Consider the following 19,307-nt stretch of genomic DNA (forward strand, 5'->3'; position numbering starts at 1 on the left):
GCGGACGGTCCACCTGCGACGGCTTTCGAGGCTGCGACGAGTTGCAGCACGACGGGCTACGTCCCTTACGATCATCTGATGCGACCAGCAAGACTCCCCGACGGCTTCGGCATTCGGTTGGACCCCAAGGTGCGCACGTACTCGGGCGGCCGGGTGCTCATCGGCGGCTCTCCGACACGGATGCTCAAGCTGGCTCCGACGGCTGCGGCGATGATCGGTGACGGCTTCCTCGAGGTGGTCGATCAGCAGAGCGCTGCGGTTGCTCGGCACCTCCTCGATTCAGGCGTCGCGAATCCGCGTCCGATGTCGACGCCGTCCGCTGCGGATGTCACCGTCGTGATTCCGGTCAAGGACAACCAGGCCGGCGTCGAACGGTTGCTGCCCGTCCTCAAGGATCTGACCGTCATCGTTGTCGACGACGGTTCGGAAGTGCCGGTGGAGCCCCGTCGCGCTTGCCCGGGCACCGGCACCATCACGGTGATGCGGCACGAGAGCGCCCGCGGACCCTCGGCAGCGAGAAACTCGGGATTGCGTTCGGCCCAAACACGTTTCGTAGCTTTCCTCGACTCCGACGTCATACCGCGTGCCGGTTGGCTCGAGTTGATGTTGGGCCACTTCAGCGATCCAGGGGTTGCCCTCGTTGCACCCCGCATCGTCGCCCTCGATCCGTACGGGACGGCGCTGGCGCGGTACGAGAACATGCGATCGTCTCTCGACCTCGGACGCAAGGAAGCGGCGGTGAAGTCGGGCAGTCCGGTCGCCTATGTCCCCAGCGCCGCCGTGATCGTCCGGCGCGACGTGGCGCTCGAATGCAACGGTTTCGACGAGAGTCTCGAAGTAGCCGAGGACGTCGATTTCTGCTGGCGACTGCAGGCTGCAGGTTGGCGACTGAGGTACGAACCGGTAGCGCATGTCGCCCACGATCATCGAGTTCAGTTCGACAAGTGGTTCGCCAGGAGAGCGTTCTACGGCACGGGTGCGGCGCCGTTGGCTGCAAGACACGAGGGTTCGGTTCCGCCGATGGCGATGTCGTTCTCGACGCTCTTCGCGTGCATCGCCGCCGCAACACTGACACGTTCCGGTCTTGCGGGTGCGTTGGGCGCACTGCTCTTCACCGTGTATCGCCTGCGAAAGATGTTCAACGGCCTGAGTCAGCCCACCCGGATTGCAGCGATCCTCACTGCGCAAGGGTTTGTCGGAGGATTCTGGCAACTCGCCTCGGCTATGTGCCGTCACTACTGGCCCGTGACGCTCCTGGCGGTGATCGCCTCCCGTCGAATTCGGCGACTGGCCGTCGCTGCGGCAGTCACCGAAGGTTTGGTGGACTGGTATCGCCACCGTGAGCCGGGCGGGTTGGGTCCGGTTCGGTACGTCTTGTTCAAACGAGCAGACGACATCGCGTATGGAGCCGGACTCTGGCGGGGCGCGTTCGAGGCCCGAGACTGGGCGGCGCTGAAACCTCGAATCACCAAGTGACAGAAGCCGACTACGCAGATTTTCTGGTTGTCGGTGGTGGCACGTGTGGCTGTGTCGTCGCAGCCAGGCTCAGTGAAGATCCATCCGCCGCGGTGATGCTCCTCGAATCGGGAATCGGATACCGCTCGGCGCTTGAACTTCCCGACGTTCTGAGTGATCCGTACCGACTACCGGTCGGACCTGCGAGCGAATACACGTGGACGTATCCGGTCGAGTTGACACCGCGTCGGGTGTCCACGATCGCGCGCGGGCGGACACTCGGTGGGTCCGGGGCCGTCAACGGTGCGTACTTCACTCGCGCGACCCGCGCAGATTTCGAGAACTGGCCGAGTGCTTGGCGATACGACGACGTCTTGCCGTACTTCAAGAAGTCTGAGACGGATCGTGATTTCGAGAGCGAGTTCCACGGCTCCGCCGGTCCGATCCCGGTCGAGCGTCGAGCGTGGGACCAACTGCATCCACTGAGCGGTGAGTTTCATGCGGCAGCGCTCGGAGCAGGCTTTCCCGACGACGTCGACAAGAATGCGCCGGACTCGTTCGGCGTCGGCCGAGTGCCACTGAACGTGGCGGACCATCGTCGGATCAGTACTGCGATCGGGTATCTGATGCCGGCGTTGCACCGCCCGAATTTGCGGGTGGAATCCGGAGTGAACGTCATTCGCATCGTATTCTCGGGAACCCGTGCGATCGGCGTCGACGTTCTCGACGACGGCAACGTCCGACGCATTCGTGCCGACCACGTGATCGTGTGTTCGGGTGCGGTGGCGACGCCGCACATTCTCTTGAATTCCGGTGTTGGTCCGGCGGAACAACTTGCAGAGCAAGGAGTTTCCGTCATTCTCGATCGATCTGGCGTCGGACAGAACTTCGTCGACCACCCGGAAGTGCTTCTGCCGTACCATTTTTCGACGCCTCGCACGATTCGCTCGCAGACACCGGTGCTGGAGGCCGCGCTCAATCTCGCCGAGCTTGAAATCCGTCCGTACACCGCATCTTTCACGGATTTGGTTCCCGGTGTGCCTCGCATGGATCACGGCGTCGGAGTGGTCCTCATGGCGCCGCGCAGCCGGGGAAGTATCGAACTGGCATCGGGGGATCCCGCTGGGGCACCGCGTATTCGATACAACTACGTCGCGTCGACACACGATCGAGCAGCCATTCGGGAAGGAATGCAGATCGCCGAGAATCTTCTCGAGTCGATCGCCGAGACCGGATTGATCGACCGCCCCGTTGTGGAGTACACCGACGAGTGGATCGAATCCCGACTCGGTACGTCGTTGCACATGTCCGGTAGCTGTGTGATGGGGTCTGAGTCGGACCCGTTCGCTGTCGTCGATGGTCGGTGCCGTGTGATCGGTGCGCAAGGGCTCAGTATTGTTGACACGTCAATCCTGCCGACGATCCCGACTCGCGGCCCGCACGCGACCGCGGTGATGGTAGCGGAGCGAGCCAGCGCCCTCCTGCTCGGTGACGAGTGACCAGGAGCGGCAACAGGCAGGTGCTGACAGGCAAACCGAATGGTCGTTCTCGCCTATGAGCTGTGATCGGCGTTACAGTGGTCCACGGAGCGGAGGAACGCAAAATATGGCACGTGAACAGGCTGTGTCCGGCAACCCGTGGGTGGCGGTCAGGCCAGGCGATGACGTCGCGTTACTTGCGCGGCGACTTTCGTCTGCCCATCAGTCGTTCATCGATGCCCGGGGCGTGCCCGGCCAAGGACTTACCGACGACTCTCATGTCCGTTCGGTCGTGCTCGAATCCTGGATGCGGAGCCGCAACAAGGGGGTAAACCCCGATGTTGTCGGCAACCCCGAAATGCTCGAAGGGATGGAGCTCGAAAAGTATCGATCCGCGCATCCCATGTCACTGATACGTCCGGTGATCCGGAAACTGCTGGTGGAAGATGCCGCCGAGACCGGCTTGCTGATCGCGATCAGTGACGCACACGGTCGTTTGCTCTGGGTGGAGGGTGACAATTCGGCCAAGGACAAGGCGTTGTCCATGAACTTCGTCGAAGGCGCCGACTGGAGCGAAGATCGTGTCGGTACCAATGCTCCGGGAACGGCGCTTGCTCTCGATCACTCTGTACAGATCTTCGGATCCGAGCATTTCAACCGAACCGTGCACGACTGGAGTTGCTCGGCCGCACCAGTCCACGACCCCACCACTGGGCAAATCCTCGGTGCCATCGACATCACGGGTGGACCCAGGGTCGCGGTTCCCGAAGTGCTGTCGCTGATCCGTGCAACTGTCGCTGCCGCCGAATCGGAATTGCGATTCCACCTTTTGAACTCGCCCATCCCGCTCAGTGCCACGGCTCCACGCCTCGAAACCTTCGGCGCAGGCCGGCCGACGTTGGTTCGCGGCGGCGACCGAATCCCGATTTCGCAGCGTCACGCCGAGATTCTCCTTCTGCTCTCCGAGCATCCGGAGGGTCTCAGCTCCGACCACCTTGCGGTCCTGCTCGACGAGGGTGAACTCGACGCAGTGACCATTCGTGCGGAAATGTCGCGGCTTCGTAAGGTTTTCGGCGCGGACCGGTTGGCTTCGCGCCCCTATCGGATCATCACGGAGTTCACGACAGACGTCGGCGACGTGCGGGCAGCGTTGGATCGCGGCGACGCGGCGACGGCGATGAAACTGTATTCGGGCCCCGTGCTGGCAGGCTCGGCGTCTCCCGGTATCGAAGAGGTGCGGGAAGAACTGCGCACCAGGGTGCAGGCGGCTCTGCTGCGTGGAGGAGACGCCAACCTTCTGGCCCGGTGGACCACGTCCGTACACGGCCGCGAAGACTCCGTCGTGTGGGAGGCTTACCTGTCCACCTTGGATCCGAAATCTCCGCTGTATTCGCAGGTCCAAGCAAGAATTGATCTCCTCGACCGCCAATTGGGCATCTGAGAATCAGCTGCGTTTCTCGCACGCAACGTACTTGCAACGTTGCAACTCCTAGTGTTGTGAATCACACCCCACCGGGGGTGGGACTGCAGTCACCGATTTGGTGGGTGCGCCCAGGAAGAACACGTTTACATAGGAGCTTGCAATGACCGTGTACGCCCGCCCAGGTACCGCCGACGCGATCATGTCCTTCCAGTCTCGATACGACAACTGGATCGGCAACGAATGGGTTGCTCCGGTCAAGGGTCAGTACTTCGAGAACCCGACACCGGTGACCGGACAGAATTTCTGTGATGTGGCTCGTTCCACGGCAGAAGACATCGAGCTCGCTCTCGACGCAGCGCACGCAGCAGCTCCGGCCTGGGGCAAGACCTCGGTTGCCGAGCGCGCGATCATCTTGAACAAGATCGCTGATCGTATGGAGGAGAACCTCGAATCCATCGCACTCGCCGAGTCGTGGGACAACGGCAAGCCGATCCGCGAGACCCTCAACGCCGACATACCGCTCGCCATCGATCACTTCCGTTATTTCGCGGGAGCTATTCGCGCACAGGAAGGTTCGCTCTCGGAGATCAACTCCGACACCGTGGCCTACCACTTCCACGAGCCGCTCGGTGTAGTCGGCCAGATCATTCCGTGGAACTTCCCGATCCTCATGGCCGTGTGGAAGCTTGCTCCCGCCCTCGCTGCCGGCAATGCCATCGTGCTCAAGCCTGCCGAGCAGACACCCGTCTCGATCCTTCACCTCATCGGTATCATCGGTGATCTGCTGCCTGCCGGTGTTCTCAACATCGTCAACGGCTTTGGCGTCGAGGCCGGAAAGCCGCTGGCGTCGAGCCCGCGTATCAAGAAGATCGCGTTCACCGGCGAAACCACCACCGGTCGCTTGATCATGCAGTACGCATCGCAGAACCTCATCCCCGTCACCCTCGAACTCGGTGGCAAGAGCCCCAACATCTTCTTCTCCGACGTTCTCGCCTCCAACGACGACTACCAGGACAAGGCGCTCGAGGGCTTCACGATGTTCGCCCTCAACCAGGGCGAGGTCTGCACCTGCCCGTCGCGTTCGCTGATCCAGGAAGACATCTTCGACGAGTTCCTCGCGATGGCGGCCATCCGCACCAAGGCTGTGCGCCAAGGAGATCCGCTCGACACCGACACCATGATCGGCGCGCAGGCCAGCAACGACCAGCTCGAGAAGATCCTCTCGTACATCGAGATCGGCAAGGCCGAAGGCGCCAAGGTCATCACCGGCGGCGAGCGGGCCGAACTCGGCGGAGACCTGTCCGGCGGCTACTACGTGCAGCCGACAGTCTTCACCGGCAACAACAAGATGCGCATCTTCCAGGAGGAGATCTTCGGACCCGTCGTCTCGGTCACCTCGTTCAAGGACTACGACGAGGCCATCGAAATCGCGAACGACACCCTCTACGGTTTGGGCGCCGGTGTCTGGTCCCGCGACGGCGGAGTTGCATACCGCGCAGGCCGCGACATCCAAGCCGGTCGCGTCTGGACCAACACGTATCACCAGTACCCGGCACACGCCGCCTTCGGTGGATACAAGCAGTCCGGCATCGGCCGCGAGAACCACCTGATGATGCTCTCGCACTACCAGCAGACCAAGAACCTCCTGGTCAGCTACGCCCAGAAGGCTCAGGGCTTCTTCTGATCGACCCCCGGCACCCGTGAGCCCCTCGCTGCGGGTGCCGGTGAGCACGACCGCAACACGCAAACCTGCACAACAACACGGAGGTTGGAATGAGCGCCACGGTCACACCCGATACCGGCGCCGTTCCACCCCGGTTGGTGACCACCGCTGGGGCGGCTGACCTCCTGCGCCGCCTCAGCGGGACTCACGGCGAACTGATGATGCATCAATCCGGTGGATGCTGTGACGGCTCCGCCCCGATGTGTTATCCCTCAGGGGAATTCATCGTCGGAGACCGTGACGTACTACTCGGAATTGTCGACCTCCGGCTTGCTGTCGGAGAGATTCCCGAAAACCTTCCCACCGGAACGGACGCTGTACAGGTCTGGATTTCCGGATCACAGTTCGAAGCCTGGAAGCACACCCAGTTGGTTCTGGACGTCGTGCCCGGGCGAGGCAGTGGATTCAGCTTGGAGTCTCCTGAAGGATTCAGATTCCTCAGTCGAGCCAGGGCATTCACACCGGAAGAGAACGAAGCACTCAGCGCGTCGAGCATTCTCGTTGGGGCCGATTGGGAAGCGGGCGTGCGGCCTTTGCCGCCGACGGTTCCCCAGGTGGTCGCCGAGGCCGTCGACGCCTGCCCGGTGCCGGGTGCGGCCCGCCGGGCGTGAAGAAACGCGGGGGCCGACCACATGACAGCCAGTTAACAGCACGGTCATCTCCAGGCGACCTTCTCCGCACATCGCCCACATACCGTTCATTTCACGCGACGCATCCACCGTGCGTCGTCTCATTCTTGACCGATTCAGAGGATGGACATGTCTCTTTCCGACCACGCAACCGGCAAAAACGCCGGTGCCGCGGGTGCACACCACGACGGCGCCGACTTCCACGCGGAAGACAATTCGTATCTGGAGAAACGAACACTCCGAAAGGGAACAGCAGGGTGGGTGCTGCTTGCGGGGTTGGGCGTCAGCTATGTGATTTCCGGTGACTACGCCGGCTGGAACAACGGACTGGCCGAAGGCGGCTTCGGTGGTCTTCTCATCGCGGCTGTCGTCATTGCGGGTATGTACCTGGCGATGGTGCTCGGTATGGCCGAGATGTCGTCGGCGCTTCCGGCCGCTGGCGGTGGGTACACGTTCGCCAGACGGGCCATGGGGCCCTGGGGCGGATTTGCCACCGGCACAGCAATTCTCATCGAGTACTCGATCGCGCCCGCGGCGATCGCGACGTTCATCGGTGCGTACGTCGAATCCCTGAACCTGTTCGGGATCACCGACGGGTGGTGGGTGTACCTCGCGGTGTACGCGATCTTCATCGGCATTCACCTCACCGGCGCCGGTGAGGCACTCAAGGCGATGTTCATCATCACCGCCATTGCACTCGTCGGCCTGGTCGTGTTCGCGGTTTCGGCTGTCGGCCTTTTCGATTCGTCCAACCTCACCGATATCGCCGTCGACACCAGCGCAGTCGGATCTTCGTCGTTCCTGCCGTTCGGTCTGCTCGGAATCTGGGCCGCCGTGCCTTTCGCGATCTGGTTCTTCCTTGCTGTCGAGGGTGTGCCACTGGCCGCCGAGGAAGCGCGTGAGCCGGAGAAGAACGTCCCCCGCGGCATCATCATCAGCATGTTGATCCTGATCGTCACAGGCGCAACAGTTCTCTTCCTCGCCACCGGTGCGCTCGGCGCCGACGCCCTGTCGACCTCCGGAAACCCGCTCGTCGAGGCTCTGGGGGACAGCGGAGCGGCGAAGGCCGTCAACTACATCGGCCTCGCCGGTCTGGTCGCGAGCTTCTTCTCGATCATGTACGCGTACTCACGTCAGACGTTTGCGCTCTCCCGCGCCGGTTACCTGCCGAAAAACCTGTCGGTGACCAACAAGCGCAAGGCACCCACTCTCGCTCTCGTCGTTCCCGGAATCATCGGCTTCGCGCTCTCACTCACCGGTGAAGGTGCCATGTTGCTCAACATGGCGGTGTTCGGCGCGGCAGTGAGCTACGTCCTGATGATGGTGAGTCACATCGTCCTTCGTAAGCGCGAGCCGAACATGCCGCGCCCGTACCGCACGCCCGGCGGTATCGCCACCACCTCGTTTGCGCTCGTGATCGCGGCAGTATCGGTGGTGGCCACCTTCCTGGTCGATCCCGTTGCAGCACTGTTGACCTTGGTTGCCTTCGGAGTTCTGATGGCGTATTTCGGTCTCTACAGTCGCCACCACCTTGTTGCCAACTCGCCGGACGAGGAGTTTGCTGTACTTGCACAGGCGGAAGAAGAATTGGGATGAGTCGCGGGATGGCCAAGTATCACCAGCAGGTATCCGGAACCAACTACTCGTTCGACGGTCTCGTCGATCTGATGGCGAAGGCGACACCGCTGCGCTCGGGCGACGAGCTCGCCGGATGCGCGGCAAGCTCCGATGCCGAACGTGCTGCTGCCCAATGGGTTCTGGCTGACCTTCCGCTGACCGTATTCCTCGAGGATCTTGTGGTTCCGTACGAGGACGACGAGGTAACCCGGCTCATCATCGACAGCCACGATCGCCTCGCCTTTGCGCCGGTGGCCCACCTGACCGTCGGCGGACTGCGGGACTGGCTGCTCGAGACTGCGTCGGCGCCGGAAGCTTCCGCACGCTTGTCCGCCGTGAGTCCCGGGCTCACCCCGGAAATGGTTGCCGCGGTCAGCAAGATCATGCGCAATCAGGACTTGATCGCCGTCGCGAAGGCCATCACGGTCACCGCGGGGTTCCGCACGACCATCGGGCTACCTGGACGGCTGAGCACTCGACTCCAGCCGAATCACCCGACGGACGATCCACGCGGCATTGCAGCGGCAACGCTCGACGGTCTCCTGATGGGATGTGGCGACGCCGTCATCGGTATCAACCCCGCGACGGACTCGCCCCAGGCCACCTCGGATCTGCTCCACCTGCTCGACGACATCCGTCAGCGATTCGAGATCCCGACTCAGTCGTGCGTGCTCTCGCACGTGACCACCACTATCGGACTGATCGAATCGGGGGTGCCGGTCGATCTGGTCTTCCAATCGATTGCCGGTACCGAAGGCGCCAATTCCGGTTTCGGAGTGAATATTCCGCTTCTGCGTGAGGGCAACGAGGCCGGGCGTTCGTTGAACCGCGGAACGGTCGGCAACAACGTCATGTACCTCGAGACGGGGCAGGGATCCGCCCTCAGTTCAGGTGCCCACTACGGCACCGGTGGAGCCCCGGTCGATCAGCAGACGCTCGAAACTCGGGCATACGCAGTGGCACGTGATCTCGAACCGCTGCTGGTCAACACCGTGGTCGGCTTCATCGGTCCCGAGTATCTCTACGACGGCAAGCAGATCATTCGCGCGGGCTTGGAGGATCACTTCTGCGGAAAACTCCTCGGGCTGCCGATGGGAGTGGACGTCTGCTACACCAACCACGCCGAAGCCGATCAAGACGACATGGACAACTTGCTCACCTTGCTGGGCGTCGCCGGCGCGGCGTTCGTGATCGCGGTGCCCGGCGCCGACGACGTGATGCTCGGCTATCAAAGTCTGGCGTTCCACGACGCGCTGTACGTGCGTAAGGTTCTCGGCTTGCAGCCCGCCCCGGAGTTCGAGACCTGGCTCCACAATTTGGGGATGACCGACGCAAACGGTCGGGTTCTTCCGATCGATGCCGAGATGTCGCCGCTGCGGGCTTTGACGGTGAACTCATGACCGAAGATCAGGCACCGATCCTCGATTTCTGGGGTCCACTGCGCAAGACCACACAATCGCGTATCGGGTTGGGCCGCGCCGGTGATTCGTTGCCCACCAAGCGGGTTCTCGAATTCAAGGCGGCGCACGCCGCCGCTCGCGACGCGGTCCACGAGCCACTCGATTCCGAGACTCTCGCCAGTCGGGTCGAAGGGGTGGGTGTCGGGGCGCCGGTGGTGGTCGCGAGCAGCGTCTCCACCCGCAGCGAGTATCTCCGGAGGCCCGACCTAGGGCGCCAACCCGCGGACCTGAGCGCGATCACGGGCTCCGACAAGGAAATCGGGTTCATCCTCGCCGACGGACTCTCCCCGCGGGCGCTGATGGACCACGGCGAACAACTCCTGTCCGCGTTGGTCACGGTGCTGGGGGAGCGGTATTCCATAGCGCCGCCCGTGATCGCCACGAACGCCCGTGTGGCACTGGGCGATCACATCGCTGCCGCGATGGGAGTGCAGACGGCGATCGTCCTGATCGGCGAACGTCCAGGGCTCTCTGTTGCGGACAGCGTCGGGATCTATCTGACTCACCTTCCGCGCGTCGGTCGCACCGACGCAGATCGAAACTGCATTTCCAATGTCCACCCACCCGAGGGTCTCGGATACGAGCAGGCTGCTCGCGTCGTCCTGGGGTTGGTGGCGGGAGCGCGCCAGTTGGGCCGCTCCGGCGTCGACCTCAAGGACACCTCTCGTGCCGACGCCGTTGCGTCGGGAGAAGTGCTGACGCTCGATTAATTGACAACTGCACGGCATACCCGGGTCGATCGACACTCGGGTATGCCGTCGTACCCGAATCACGACGAAAACGAGGGAATCGATGTTCCGTTCGCTGCATGCCCGCGCCCTGTGCGCGTTGGCCGTAGGTAGTGTCCTGTTGAGTGCAACTGCTTGTAGTTCAGCCGAAAGTTCCCCGAAAGAAGATGCGGCGCAGAGTGGTTCATCCTGCGCGCCGCTGGATTCAGATCTTGTCTGGTACGGCGACAACCGAACGAAGCTGGACTCCATGATGGCGGAGTTCGGGACCTGCGGGGCTGCAGGTGATGTCGATGACGGTGCTCCGTTGGCGCTCTTCGACTGGGACAACACAGTTGTCAAGAACGACATCGGTAGTGCCACTGCATTCTGGATGATCAAGAACAACAAGGTTTTACAACCTGCGGGAGCGAACTGGGCAACTACCAGTCGCTTCATGACTCCGGCCGGCGCTGCCGCACTTTCCGCCGCGTGTGGCTCGGAGACCGCCCCGGGTCAACCCTTGGTAACCAGTACCGACTTGGACTGCGCGGACGAGATCGTTGCGGTACTCGAGGAGAAGACTCGCGACGGACAGGTTGCATTCGACGGCTACGATCACCGCCGGACCAAGGCTGCATACGCGTGGGCGGTGCAGTTGATGGCGGGGCACACCGAGGACGAGATCACCGAGTACGCCCGCGCAGCTCGTGCCGAGAATCTGGCTGCTGCAGAAGGATCCGATCAGACCGTCGGAACGACGGAAGTCGACGGTTCGGTGCGGTACTACGCGCAAATCGAAGACTTGGTGAAAACCCTGGGAGCTCATGGATTCGACGTGCGGATCATTTCCGCATCGGCCGAACCGGTAGTTCGAGTCTGGGCGGAACAGTTGGGATTGGACGCCGGTCACGTGATGGGCGTGCGACCGATCGCCGAGGACGGTGTTCTGACCGGGCGCCTGCGTGGATGTGGTGGCGTTGCGGACGGCGACGACTCGGTCATTCCGTACATCGACGGCAAGCGGTGCCAGGTCAACGAGGTTGTCTACGGGGTCGTCGGGCCTACGGCGTTCGAGCAGTTGGCCGCCGATCGCCGTCAGGTATTTGCTGCCGGTGATTCTGTCACCGATGTGACCTTCCTCGGAGATGCGACCGGTGCGCGTCTGGTGATCAACCGCAACAACCCTGAACTGATGTGCAACGCCTACGACAACAGTGATGGAAAATGGCTGGTCAACCCCATGTTCATCGAACCGAAATCCCAGGCGGATGCACCTTATCGTTGCTCGACCGACGCGTACACCGACGAGGCTGGGGCCAAAGGTGCCGTCACTCGCGAGGACGGCAGCGTGATTCCTGATCAGGCCGATTCAGTCGCCTGACAGCCGGCTTGCTGCGGTGACTTCACAACGATCGATCAGCGTGTGATCTGATTCTGTCGAGCCCTTCGTCGGGCTGCGGAAACCCTTGGGTGTCCGCTGAGATGCTGGAGCCGCAGAGGCGGCACGTGAGTAGGAGAAATCGATGGCCTTCGCTGGCAATGTGGACGAGTTGGCGCTGCTCCAGGCAGTACGGCTCAAGGAGCGGGTCGGAGCGGTCGTCCTGGCCGAGCACCTGGGCGTCAGCGCAGCCTCCGGTCAAGCTGCGTACGACGCACTTGTCGCGCAGGGCAAAGCGATCGAAGCGGAAAACGCCATCAGCCTGACCGACAAGGGTTTGGCAGAACTCGAAGATCAGTTGGACGCTGAGCGGGTCTCGATCGACGAGGACTCCATCGGCGAGGTATACGAAACTTTCCTGCCTCTGGACGAGGAATTCGTCGCGCTGATCGGCAGTGCGGACGCGGATTCTCTTGCGGAGCTGGATCGTCGAGCTGCAAACCTCTTCGACGATCTGTCAGCGTTCGTTCCGCGGTTGTCCCGCTACCAGGATCTCTTCTCGGATGCTCTCGCGAAAGTCCAAGCGGGGGAGTCCAAGTGGATTTCGGAACCGATCATCGACTCGTACGCGACGGTGTGGGGAGAGATCCGTCAGGAACTGTTCGGGGCTGCGGGTAAGGCTTGATCCGTAGCTTTGGATTTTGACTCCGATCAGCGTGGGCCGCCCGATTCGTGAGAATCGAATCGTGCGGCCCACGCTGTGTTCGAGGTCGTGAAACTCGTTACCATTGCATACAAGTCGTGACCGAGATCACTCCTACCCCCTTTCGGGGGTGGTGCGGGGGTGAGCCACATCACTACCTTTCCTCTTATCGACGGTGATGCCCACAGGGCGACACCATAGGACCACGGAGGAATCGAGTGACCACAGTCTCTCCCACAGGCGGCACCAGCGCCGCCGGCGCCGGGGGCGCGAGTGCCGCAGGTGCGACGCAACCCCCGCAGAACACCACCAGTGTGCGGCGCGTCGCGATCGCGAGTTGCATCGGCACGACCATCGAGTTCTACGACTTCTTCATCTACGGAACTGCTGCGGCACTTGTCTTTCCGACGGTGTTCTTCCCCGCGCTCGGTGCCACCGCGGGAACTGTCGCATCGTTTGCGACCTTCGCAGTCGCATTCATCGCCCGGCCCGTCGGCGCAATGTTGTTCGGACACTTCGGCGATCGCATCGGTCGTAAGAAGACTCTGATCTCGACGCTCCTGCTCATGGGTATCTCGACGCTCCTGATCGGCTTGCTGCCCGGTGCAGCAACCATCGGTGTTGCGGCTCCGATCATCCTGGTGCTCTTGCGATTCGGTCAAGGCTTCGCGGTCGGTGGTGAATGGGCGGGCGCAACCCTGCTCACCGCGGAATACGCCCCACCCGGCAAACGTGGTCTGTATGCGATGTTCCCGCAGCTCGGCCCCGCAATCGCTTTCGTTCTCTCGAGCAGTACCTTCCTCATTACCGGCGCTGTTCTCGGCGATACCAATCAGGCCTTCCTCGACTACGGCTGGCGTATCCCGTTCCTGTTCTCCATCGTGTTGGTCGGCATCGGCCTCTACATGCGACTCGCTATCGAGGAGACCCCGGTCTTCAAGGCGGAGCAGGCAGAGCGCGTCGCAGAGCAGAAGAACGAAGCACCTCGCACCCTCCCGTTCCTGGATGCCTGGCGATTCCAGACCAAGGAGATCCTGCTCTCGGCGGGCGCACTGGCTTGCCTGTTCGCGTTCTTCTACATGGGCACGGCTTTCCTCACGAGCTACGGAACCAAGACTCTCGGTTTCTCCCGCCCGTTCGTCCTGTCGGTCGGTATCGCTTCCGCCTTCGTCTTCGGTGCGGCGATCATTGTCTCCGCCCTGTACTCGGACCGCATCGGGCGTCGCAAGGTCATCATGATCTCGTGTGGTCTGGCTGTGGTGTGGGCGCTCATTCTGTTCCCGCTCCTGGACACCGGAACACCGATCGCGTTCATCCTCGGAATGTTCGGCACGCTGATGATCTTCGGAATCGCGTACGGCCCCTGCGGTGCGCTGCTTCCGGAAATGTTCCAGACCCGCTACCGCTACACCGGCGCCGGCCTCGGTTACAACCTCGCCGGAGTGCTCGGCGGCGCAGTGCCGCCGCTGATCGCCGCACCGCTGGCCTCGGCCTACGGCAGTATGGCCATCGGAATCATGTTGGCAATCCTCGGTGTGGTGAGTCTTGTCTGCACCTGGGCGCTCGTCGAGACCAAGGATCACGCCCTGTAAACACTGTGCGCCTTTATTAACCGCCGGCGGTTAATAAAGGCGCACAGCAGTCGGGTGGGGTGTCCGGACTTCGAACAGTTACGGACACCGCGCACCGGGAAGTATGTCGTGCATCACACCGAATCGAGTAAATTCGTAGATGAGAGGGTCCGCCGATGCGGCCCCTCTCATAGGTGCCTGAACAGGTAACCGGAGAGGACAGAACACATGAGTACGCCGCTGCCCAGCTATACGTCCGGAGTATGGGACGGTCCGATGCTGGGCGACACCATCGGAGACAACCTGGATCGCACGGTTGCCGCGCACGGTGACCGTGATGCGTTGATTGACCATGCCAGCGGTCGACGATGGACGTACCGGGAGTTCGCCGAGCAGGTGAACGGGCTCGCCGCCGGACTACTTTCCCGTGGTGTGGGGAAGGGCGATCGGGTGGGGATCTGGGCTCCCAACTGTCCGGAATGGACGTTCACGCAGTACGCGACGGCAAAGATCGGCGCGATCCTGGTCAACATCAATCCGGCCTACCGCTCGCACGAGTTGCAATACGTGCTCGAGCAGGCCGGAATCTCGACGCTGGTGTCTGCGGCCAGCTTCAAGACCTCGGACTACGCGTCGATGATCGAGACGGTGCGGCCGCAGTGCCCGGATCTGACGTCGGTGCTCCTGCTCGGTTCACCCCAGTGGGAAGCGGTGCTTGCCGACGGGTTGGCAGCCCAGGCAAGCGATCCGGCTCCGCTCGCAGCTGCCCAAGCCGCGTTGTCGGCCGACGACGCGATCAACATCCAATACACCTCGGGCACTACCGGTTTCCCGAAGGGCGCGACGCTCAGCCACCACAACATTCTCAACAACGGATACTTCGTCGGCGAGTTGTGCCACTACAGCGAGATCGATCGGGTGTGCATCCCGGTGCCGTTCTATCACTGCTTCGGCATGGTGATGGGCAACCTTGCGTGCACCAGTCACGGTGCTGCCATGGTCATTCCGGGCCCGGCATTCGATCCGCGCGCCTCGCTCGAAGCCGTCCAGGCCGAAAAGTGCACGTCCCTCTACGGCGTTCCGACGATGTTCATTGCCGAGTTGGCGCTGCCGGACTTCGACAGCTTCGATCTGTCGTCCCTTCGCACCGGCATCATGGCGGGTTCGCCCTGCCCGGTCGAGGTGATGAAGCAGGTCATCGATCGCATGGGTATGGCAGAGGTGTCCATCTGCTATGGCATGACGGAGACGTCGCCGGTGTCGCTGCAGACCCGCTCGGACGATTCGATCGAGCAGCGCACCGAAACCGTCGGTCGGGTGGGACCGCACCTCGAGATCAAGATCGTCGATCCGGCAACCGGACTGACGGTGCCGCGCGGCGAGCCGGGTGAACTATGCACACGTGGTTACTCGGTCATGCTCGGCTACTGGGAGAACCCGGAGAAGACTGCCGAGGCGATCGACGCTGCCCGGTGGATGCACACCGGAGACATCGGAGTCATGGATGAGGCCGGATACGTCGCTATCACCGGACGCATCAAGGACATGGTCATCCGCGGTGGTGAGAACGTATATCCGCGTGAGATCGAGGAGTTCCTCTACACCCATCCCGACATTCTCGATGCTCAGGTCATCGGTGTACCCGATGCAAAGTACGGCGAGGAATTGATGGTGTGGGTCCAGATGCGCGAAGGCGCAGACGATCTGGACGCAGATTCGGTCCGTGCCTTCTGCACCGGGAAGCTCGCGCACTACAAGATTCCGCGGTACGTCCACGTCGTCGACGAGTTCCCGATGACAGTCACGGGCAAGGTCCGCAAGATCGCGATGCGAGAACAGGCGATCGAATTGATCGGTCAGGCCTGAGAGTATGTCCGCGAACCCAGGGGAGCGTGAGCCGGTACGCCCCGAGATCGCGCTCTCCTGGAAGCGCTCTCGACTCAGTGGCCTCGACCCGTCGTCGGCCATCGCCGTGGACACCGAGGAGCAGGACGGCGAGTCTCGTCTGCTCCGGGCTGCCGCACCTGTGCTCGACGAGGTTTCGCAACAGATCGCGGGCACCGGGTTCTGCGTCCTGCTTGCCGATCGGGACTGCCGAGTAGTCGCCTCGGTGTACTCCGACAGTCGAGTCGAGCGGACGATCGAGCGGTTGGGCGTCGTCAACGGTTCACGCTTCGGCGAAGAGCACGCTGGTACCAACGCGCTCGGTACGCCGCTCGAAGTCGGGCGCAGCGTGGTGATCCACGGTGACGAGCATTTCCTCGACAGCCTCAAGGGATTGAGCTGCTACGGCCAGCCGATCCTGCATCCCGTCACCCGCCGCGTCGAGGGCATTCTCGATATGACCGGCGTTGTCTCGCAGGCCAACCCGCTGTTCGCGCCGTTCCTTGCGCGTGCGGCAGCGGACATCGAGAAGCGACTGCTCGAAGGCTCCAAAGCGTCGGAGCAGCGACTGGTCGACGCATTCCAACGAGTTTCACATCAGCGCCACATCGCCGTTGCGGCTATCGGCGACGACATCCTGCTCAGCAACCGAACCGCCCTGGACCTGCTGGACACTGCCGACCACGTATCGCTCCGCTCCTTGATCGCCGACCTCAACCCGGATCAATCACGATTGGTGACAGTCGAATTGGCGTCCGGTGCGCTGGCGCGAGTTCAAGCCGACCGGATTTCCGGGGCCGACGGCGGCGCACTCTTCCTGGTCGAACCACTCCAGCGGGAACGGGCACCCATCCGAAGAACCCACGAGCGGGCACCATCTCCGGGCGAACGACTGCGCCGCGACCTGATGCGGGCGCGGGCGTCGTCGTCCGCAGTTGCCATCTCGGGTGAAGCAGGTTCCGGCCGAACCTCGGCAGCATCCGACGTCGTCGGCAGCATCGACGCCAGTTGGCACGATGCCACGCGGATCGCATTCGACGGACGCGAGCAATGGATCACCGATCTTGTGCGAGCAGCCCGTAAGCGTTCGGGCGTGGTCGTGATCGAACAGGTGCAGCTCCTTCCCGATTCGGTGTTGCCACTGGTTGCAGACCTGGTCGATGCCAGCGCCGAGGGGCCGCGGATCGTGCTGACCAGCGGCGCGGTCGCGGATTTGCCGCCAGCCATCGTGTCACTCATCTCGCGTTGTGCCTCCAGGATTGCCATCAACCCGCTGCGAGAACGACAAGCCGAGATCGCCGAGTTGGCGCAGGCGATGTTGGAGGGGATCTCGCCCGAACTGAGGTTGACCGCCAGCGCTGCCGAAGCGCTCGCGGCGGCCAGTTGGCCGGGCAATCTGGCCGAGTTACGCGTCGTGCTCCATCGCGCCTCCGGCGAACGCTCGAGCAATCGCATCGACGTCGCCGATCTGCCCGAGGACTACCGCACCACGACCAAGGCGTCGCGCTTGGCGGGGCGGGAGAAGGCTGAGCGTCAGGCGATAATCGGAGCGTTGAAAGACTGCGGCGGCAACAAGGTTCACGCGTCGGCGCAGCTCGGAATCAGCCGAAGCACTCTCTACACACGTATGCGGGCGCTCGACATCACTGTGTAGTTTGCTGTCCGACTTCAGTTGTACAAAGTTCGGACAGTTAGCACCCCCGGAAGCGCGGAAGTATGGCGTGCATCACATTCGCACCTCACTACTTCAGGGGAGTTTCCGATGACGGCAGTAGCCGAACACACCATCAGTTCCGCGGTACAGGGTTTCCTGAACGGACCGAAGAAGCTCTACATCGGCGGCGAATTCGTCGACGCCGCTTCGGGTCAGACCTTCGCGACGTACAACCCGGCTGACGGACAGAAGCTCGCAGACGTGGCACACGGCCAGGCCGAAGACATCGATCGCGCGGTACGCGCCGCTCGCACGGCCTTCGATGACGGCCCTTGGTCACGTATGAAGGCAAACGAGCGCGAGCGCATGATCTGGCGGGTCGGCGACATTCTCAGTGCTCGTGCCGAGGAATTCGGCCAGCTCGAAGCTCTCGACAACGGCAAGTCCGTTGCCATCGCCACCGCCGTCGATGTGGCTTGGGCCGCAGACGTTTTCCGCTATTACGCGGGTTGGGCCACCAAGATCGAAGGCAGCACCGTCAACGTGTCGATGCCCTTCTCTCCGGGCGGCGAGTTCCACGCCTACACCCTGCGTGAGGCGATCGGCGTCTGTGGACTGATCGTGCCGTGGAACTTCCCGCTGCTGATGTCGTCGTGGAAGCTCGCCCCCGCGCTCGCGGCCGGCAACACGGTGATCCTCAAGCCCGCCGAGCAGACCCCGCTCACCGCACTGCTTCTCGCGGAGGTCTTCGAAGAAGCCGGATTCCCGCCCGGCGTCGTCAACATCGTTCCCGGCTTCGGCGATGCAGGTGCTGCACTGTCCGGCCACGACGACGTGGACAAGGTCGCGTTCACCGGTTCCACCGAGGTGGGTAAGAAGATCGTCGACGCCGCCAAGGGTAACCTGAAGAAGGTTACGCTCGAGCTCGGTGGCAAGAGCCCCAACATCGTATTCGCCGACGCGGATTTCGATTCCGCGGTGGAGGGTTCACTCAACGCCTGGCTGTTCAACCACGGTCAGTGCTGCGTTGCGGGTACTCGTCTGTACGTCGAGGACACCATCTTCGAGAAGTTCACCGAGGCCGTCGCGCACGCAGCGAGCCAGGTCAAGATCGGACCCGGCCTCGATCCCACCACCCAGCTCGGACCGCTGGTCTCGCAGGAGCAGTTCGACAAGGTCACCGGCTACCTCCGTGAGGGAATCGCCGACGGCGCACGTGCACTCACCGGCGGTAACCGCTGGGGCGATCAGGGCTACTTCGTCGAGCCGACTGTCTTCGTTGACGTCAAGCCCGAATTCTCCATCGTTCAGGAGGAGATCTTCGGACCCGTCGTGGCAGCGCTGCCGTTCAACGCGGACGACGGACCGATCACTGCCGCAAACGATTCCATCTACGGACTTGCCGCCGGCATCTGGACCCGGGACATTTCCAAGGCTCATCGCACGGCAAAGCGTCTGAAGGCCGGTTCGGTGTGGATCAACCAGTACAACGGCTTCGACACCGCAATGCCCTTCGGTGGATACAAGCAGTCCGGTTGGGGTCGCGAACTCGGCGCATCCGCCATAGATCTCTACACCCAGACCAAGGCCGTCAACATCGCCCTCTGACCGACCCCATCGCT

Annotated in this window: 14 protein-coding genes; all 14 read left to right on the plus strand. The window is 62.6% G+C overall.

All coding sequences use genetic code 11. From position 1 onward, the window contains the following. Positions 1 to 78 precede the first annotated feature (78 nt). The 14 genes from mftF (at position 79) to R4P65_RS01620 (ending at position 19,293) form a co-directional block, all read left to right on the plus strand. The gene (gene mftF / locus R4P65_RS01555) at positions 79 to 1,476 is read left to right on the plus strand and encodes a mycofactocin biosynthesis glycosyltransferase MftF (protein WP_317825210.1); all 1,398 of its coding nucleotides are present in this window, start codon (positions 79 to 81) and stop codon (positions 1,474 to 1,476) included. Then, positions 1,473 to 2,954 carry a mycofactocin system GMC family oxidoreductase MftG gene (gene mftG / locus R4P65_RS01560; protein ID WP_317825211.1) on the plus strand — a complete coding sequence of 494 codons (1,482 nt, stop codon included), beginning with the start codon at positions 1,473 to 1,475 and terminating at the stop codon, positions 2,952 to 2,954. Before mftF ends, mftG begins: the two co-directional genes overlap by 4 nt. 106 nt (positions 2,955 to 3,060) lie before the next feature. Beyond that, complete coding sequence (locus R4P65_RS01565) at positions 3,061 to 4,374, plus strand: transcriptional regulator (RefSeq protein WP_317825212.1); 1,314 nt, start codon at positions 3,061 to 3,063, stop codon at positions 4,372 to 4,374. Between the two features lie 142 nt (positions 4,375 to 4,516). Beyond that, on the plus strand, positions 4,517 to 6,040 hold the full coding sequence (gene adh / locus R4P65_RS01570; RefSeq protein ID WP_007730158.1) for an aldehyde dehydrogenase: 1,524 nt from the start codon (positions 4,517 to 4,519) through the stop codon (positions 6,038 to 6,040). Positions 6,041 to 6,129: 89 nt separating this feature from the next. Then, complete coding sequence (locus R4P65_RS01575; RefSeq protein ID WP_317825213.1) at positions 6,130 to 6,690, plus strand: DUF779 domain-containing protein; 561 nt, start codon at positions 6,130 to 6,132, stop codon at positions 6,688 to 6,690. Between the two features lie 141 nt (positions 6,691 to 6,831). Further along, positions 6,832 to 8,304, plus strand: coding sequence for an ethanolamine permease (gene eat / locus R4P65_RS01580; RefSeq protein ID WP_003941913.1), 1,473 nt, complete (start codon positions 6,832 to 6,834; stop codon positions 8,302 to 8,304). Beyond that, positions 8,301 to 9,725: an ethanolamine ammonia-lyase subunit EutB gene (locus tag R4P65_RS01585; protein ID WP_007730162.1), complete on the plus strand. Its 1,425-nt coding sequence runs from the start codon at positions 8,301 to 8,303 to the stop codon at positions 9,723 to 9,725. The genes eat and R4P65_RS01585 overlap by 4 nt, the downstream gene beginning before the upstream one ends. Further along, the gene (gene eutC / locus R4P65_RS01590) at positions 9,722 to 10,495 is read left to right on the plus strand and encodes an ethanolamine ammonia-lyase subunit EutC (protein ID WP_317825214.1); all 774 of its coding nucleotides are present in this window, start codon (positions 9,722 to 9,724) and stop codon (positions 10,493 to 10,495) included. The genes R4P65_RS01585 and eutC overlap by 4 nt, the downstream gene beginning before the upstream one ends. Before the next feature lie 82 nt (positions 10,496 to 10,577). Continuing rightward, positions 10,578 to 11,876: an HAD family hydrolase gene (locus R4P65_RS01595; RefSeq protein ID WP_411742502.1), complete on the plus strand. Its 1,299-nt coding sequence runs from the start codon at positions 10,578 to 10,580 to the stop codon at positions 11,874 to 11,876. 142 nt (positions 11,877 to 12,018) lie between these two features. Next, positions 12,019 to 12,558, plus strand: a complete 540-nt coding sequence (locus tag R4P65_RS01600; RefSeq protein WP_230812220.1) for a hypothetical protein — start codon at positions 12,019 to 12,021, stop codon at positions 12,556 to 12,558. A 332-nt stretch (positions 12,559 to 12,890) separates the two neighbouring features. Then, positions 12,891 to 14,168 (plus strand): MFS transporter, encoded by a 1,278-nt coding sequence (locus R4P65_RS01605; protein ID WP_020906868.1) that lies wholly within the window; start codon positions 12,891 to 12,893, stop codon positions 14,166 to 14,168. A 207-nt stretch (positions 14,169 to 14,375) separates the two neighbouring features. Continuing rightward, complete coding sequence (locus R4P65_RS01610; protein WP_317825216.1) at positions 14,376 to 16,013, plus strand: AMP-binding protein; 1,638 nt, start codon at positions 14,376 to 14,378, stop codon at positions 16,011 to 16,013. Positions 16,014 to 16,017: 4 nt separating this feature from the next. After that, positions 16,018 to 17,685, plus strand: a complete 1,668-nt coding sequence (locus tag R4P65_RS01615) for a sigma-54-dependent Fis family transcriptional regulator (protein WP_317825217.1) — start codon at positions 16,018 to 16,020, stop codon at positions 17,683 to 17,685. A 108-nt stretch (positions 17,686 to 17,793) separates the two neighbouring features. Continuing rightward, on the plus strand, positions 17,794 to 19,293 hold the full coding sequence (locus tag R4P65_RS01620) for an aldehyde dehydrogenase family protein (protein WP_317825218.1): 1,500 nt from the start codon (positions 17,794 to 17,796) through the stop codon (positions 19,291 to 19,293). Positions 19,294 to 19,307 lie beyond the last annotated feature (14 nt).

Source organism: Rhodococcus sp. IEGM 1318, assembly GCF_033142465.1.
Classification (GTDB): domain Bacteria; phylum Actinomycetota; class Actinomycetes; order Mycobacteriales; family Mycobacteriaceae; genus Rhodococcus_F; species Rhodococcus_F qingshengii_B.

Excerpts from the sequence above, each read along its gene's own strand:
- mftF (WP_317825210.1), top strand. The coding sequence starts at position 79 with ATGCGACCAGCAAGACTCCCCGACGGCTTCGGCATTCGGTTGGACCCC.
- R4P65_RS01565 (WP_317825212.1), top strand. The coding sequence starts at position 3,061 with ATGGCACGTGAACAGGCTGTGTCCGGCAACCCGTGGGTGGCGGTCAGG.
- adh (WP_007730158.1), top strand. The coding sequence starts at position 4,517 with ATGACCGTGTACGCCCGCCCAGGTACCGCCGACGCGATCATGTCCTTC.
- R4P65_RS01575 (WP_317825213.1), top strand. The coding sequence starts at position 6,130 with ATGAGCGCCACGGTCACACCCGATACCGGCGCCGTTCCACCCCGGTTG.
- eat (WP_003941913.1), top strand. The coding sequence starts at position 6,832 with ATGGACATGTCTCTTTCCGACCACGCAACCGGCAAAAACGCCGGTGCC.
- R4P65_RS01585 (WP_007730162.1), top strand. The coding sequence starts at position 8,301 with ATGAGTCGCGGGATGGCCAAGTATCACCAGCAGGTATCCGGAACCAAC.
- eutC (WP_317825214.1), top strand. The coding sequence starts at position 9,722 with ATGACCGAAGATCAGGCACCGATCCTCGATTTCTGGGGTCCACTGCGC.
- R4P65_RS01595 (WP_411742502.1), top strand. The coding sequence starts at position 10,578 with ATGTTCCGTTCGCTGCATGCCCGCGCCCTGTGCGCGTTGGCCGTAGGT.
- R4P65_RS01600 (WP_230812220.1), top strand. The coding sequence starts at position 12,019 with ATGGCCTTCGCTGGCAATGTGGACGAGTTGGCGCTGCTCCAGGCAGTA.
- R4P65_RS01610 (WP_317825216.1), top strand. The coding sequence starts at position 14,376 with ATGAGTACGCCGCTGCCCAGCTATACGTCCGGAGTATGGGACGGTCCG.
- R4P65_RS01615 (WP_317825217.1), top strand. The coding sequence starts at position 16,018 with ATGTCCGCGAACCCAGGGGAGCGTGAGCCGGTACGCCCCGAGATCGCG.
- R4P65_RS01620 (WP_317825218.1), top strand. The coding sequence starts at position 17,794 with ATGACGGCAGTAGCCGAACACACCATCAGTTCCGCGGTACAGGGTTTC.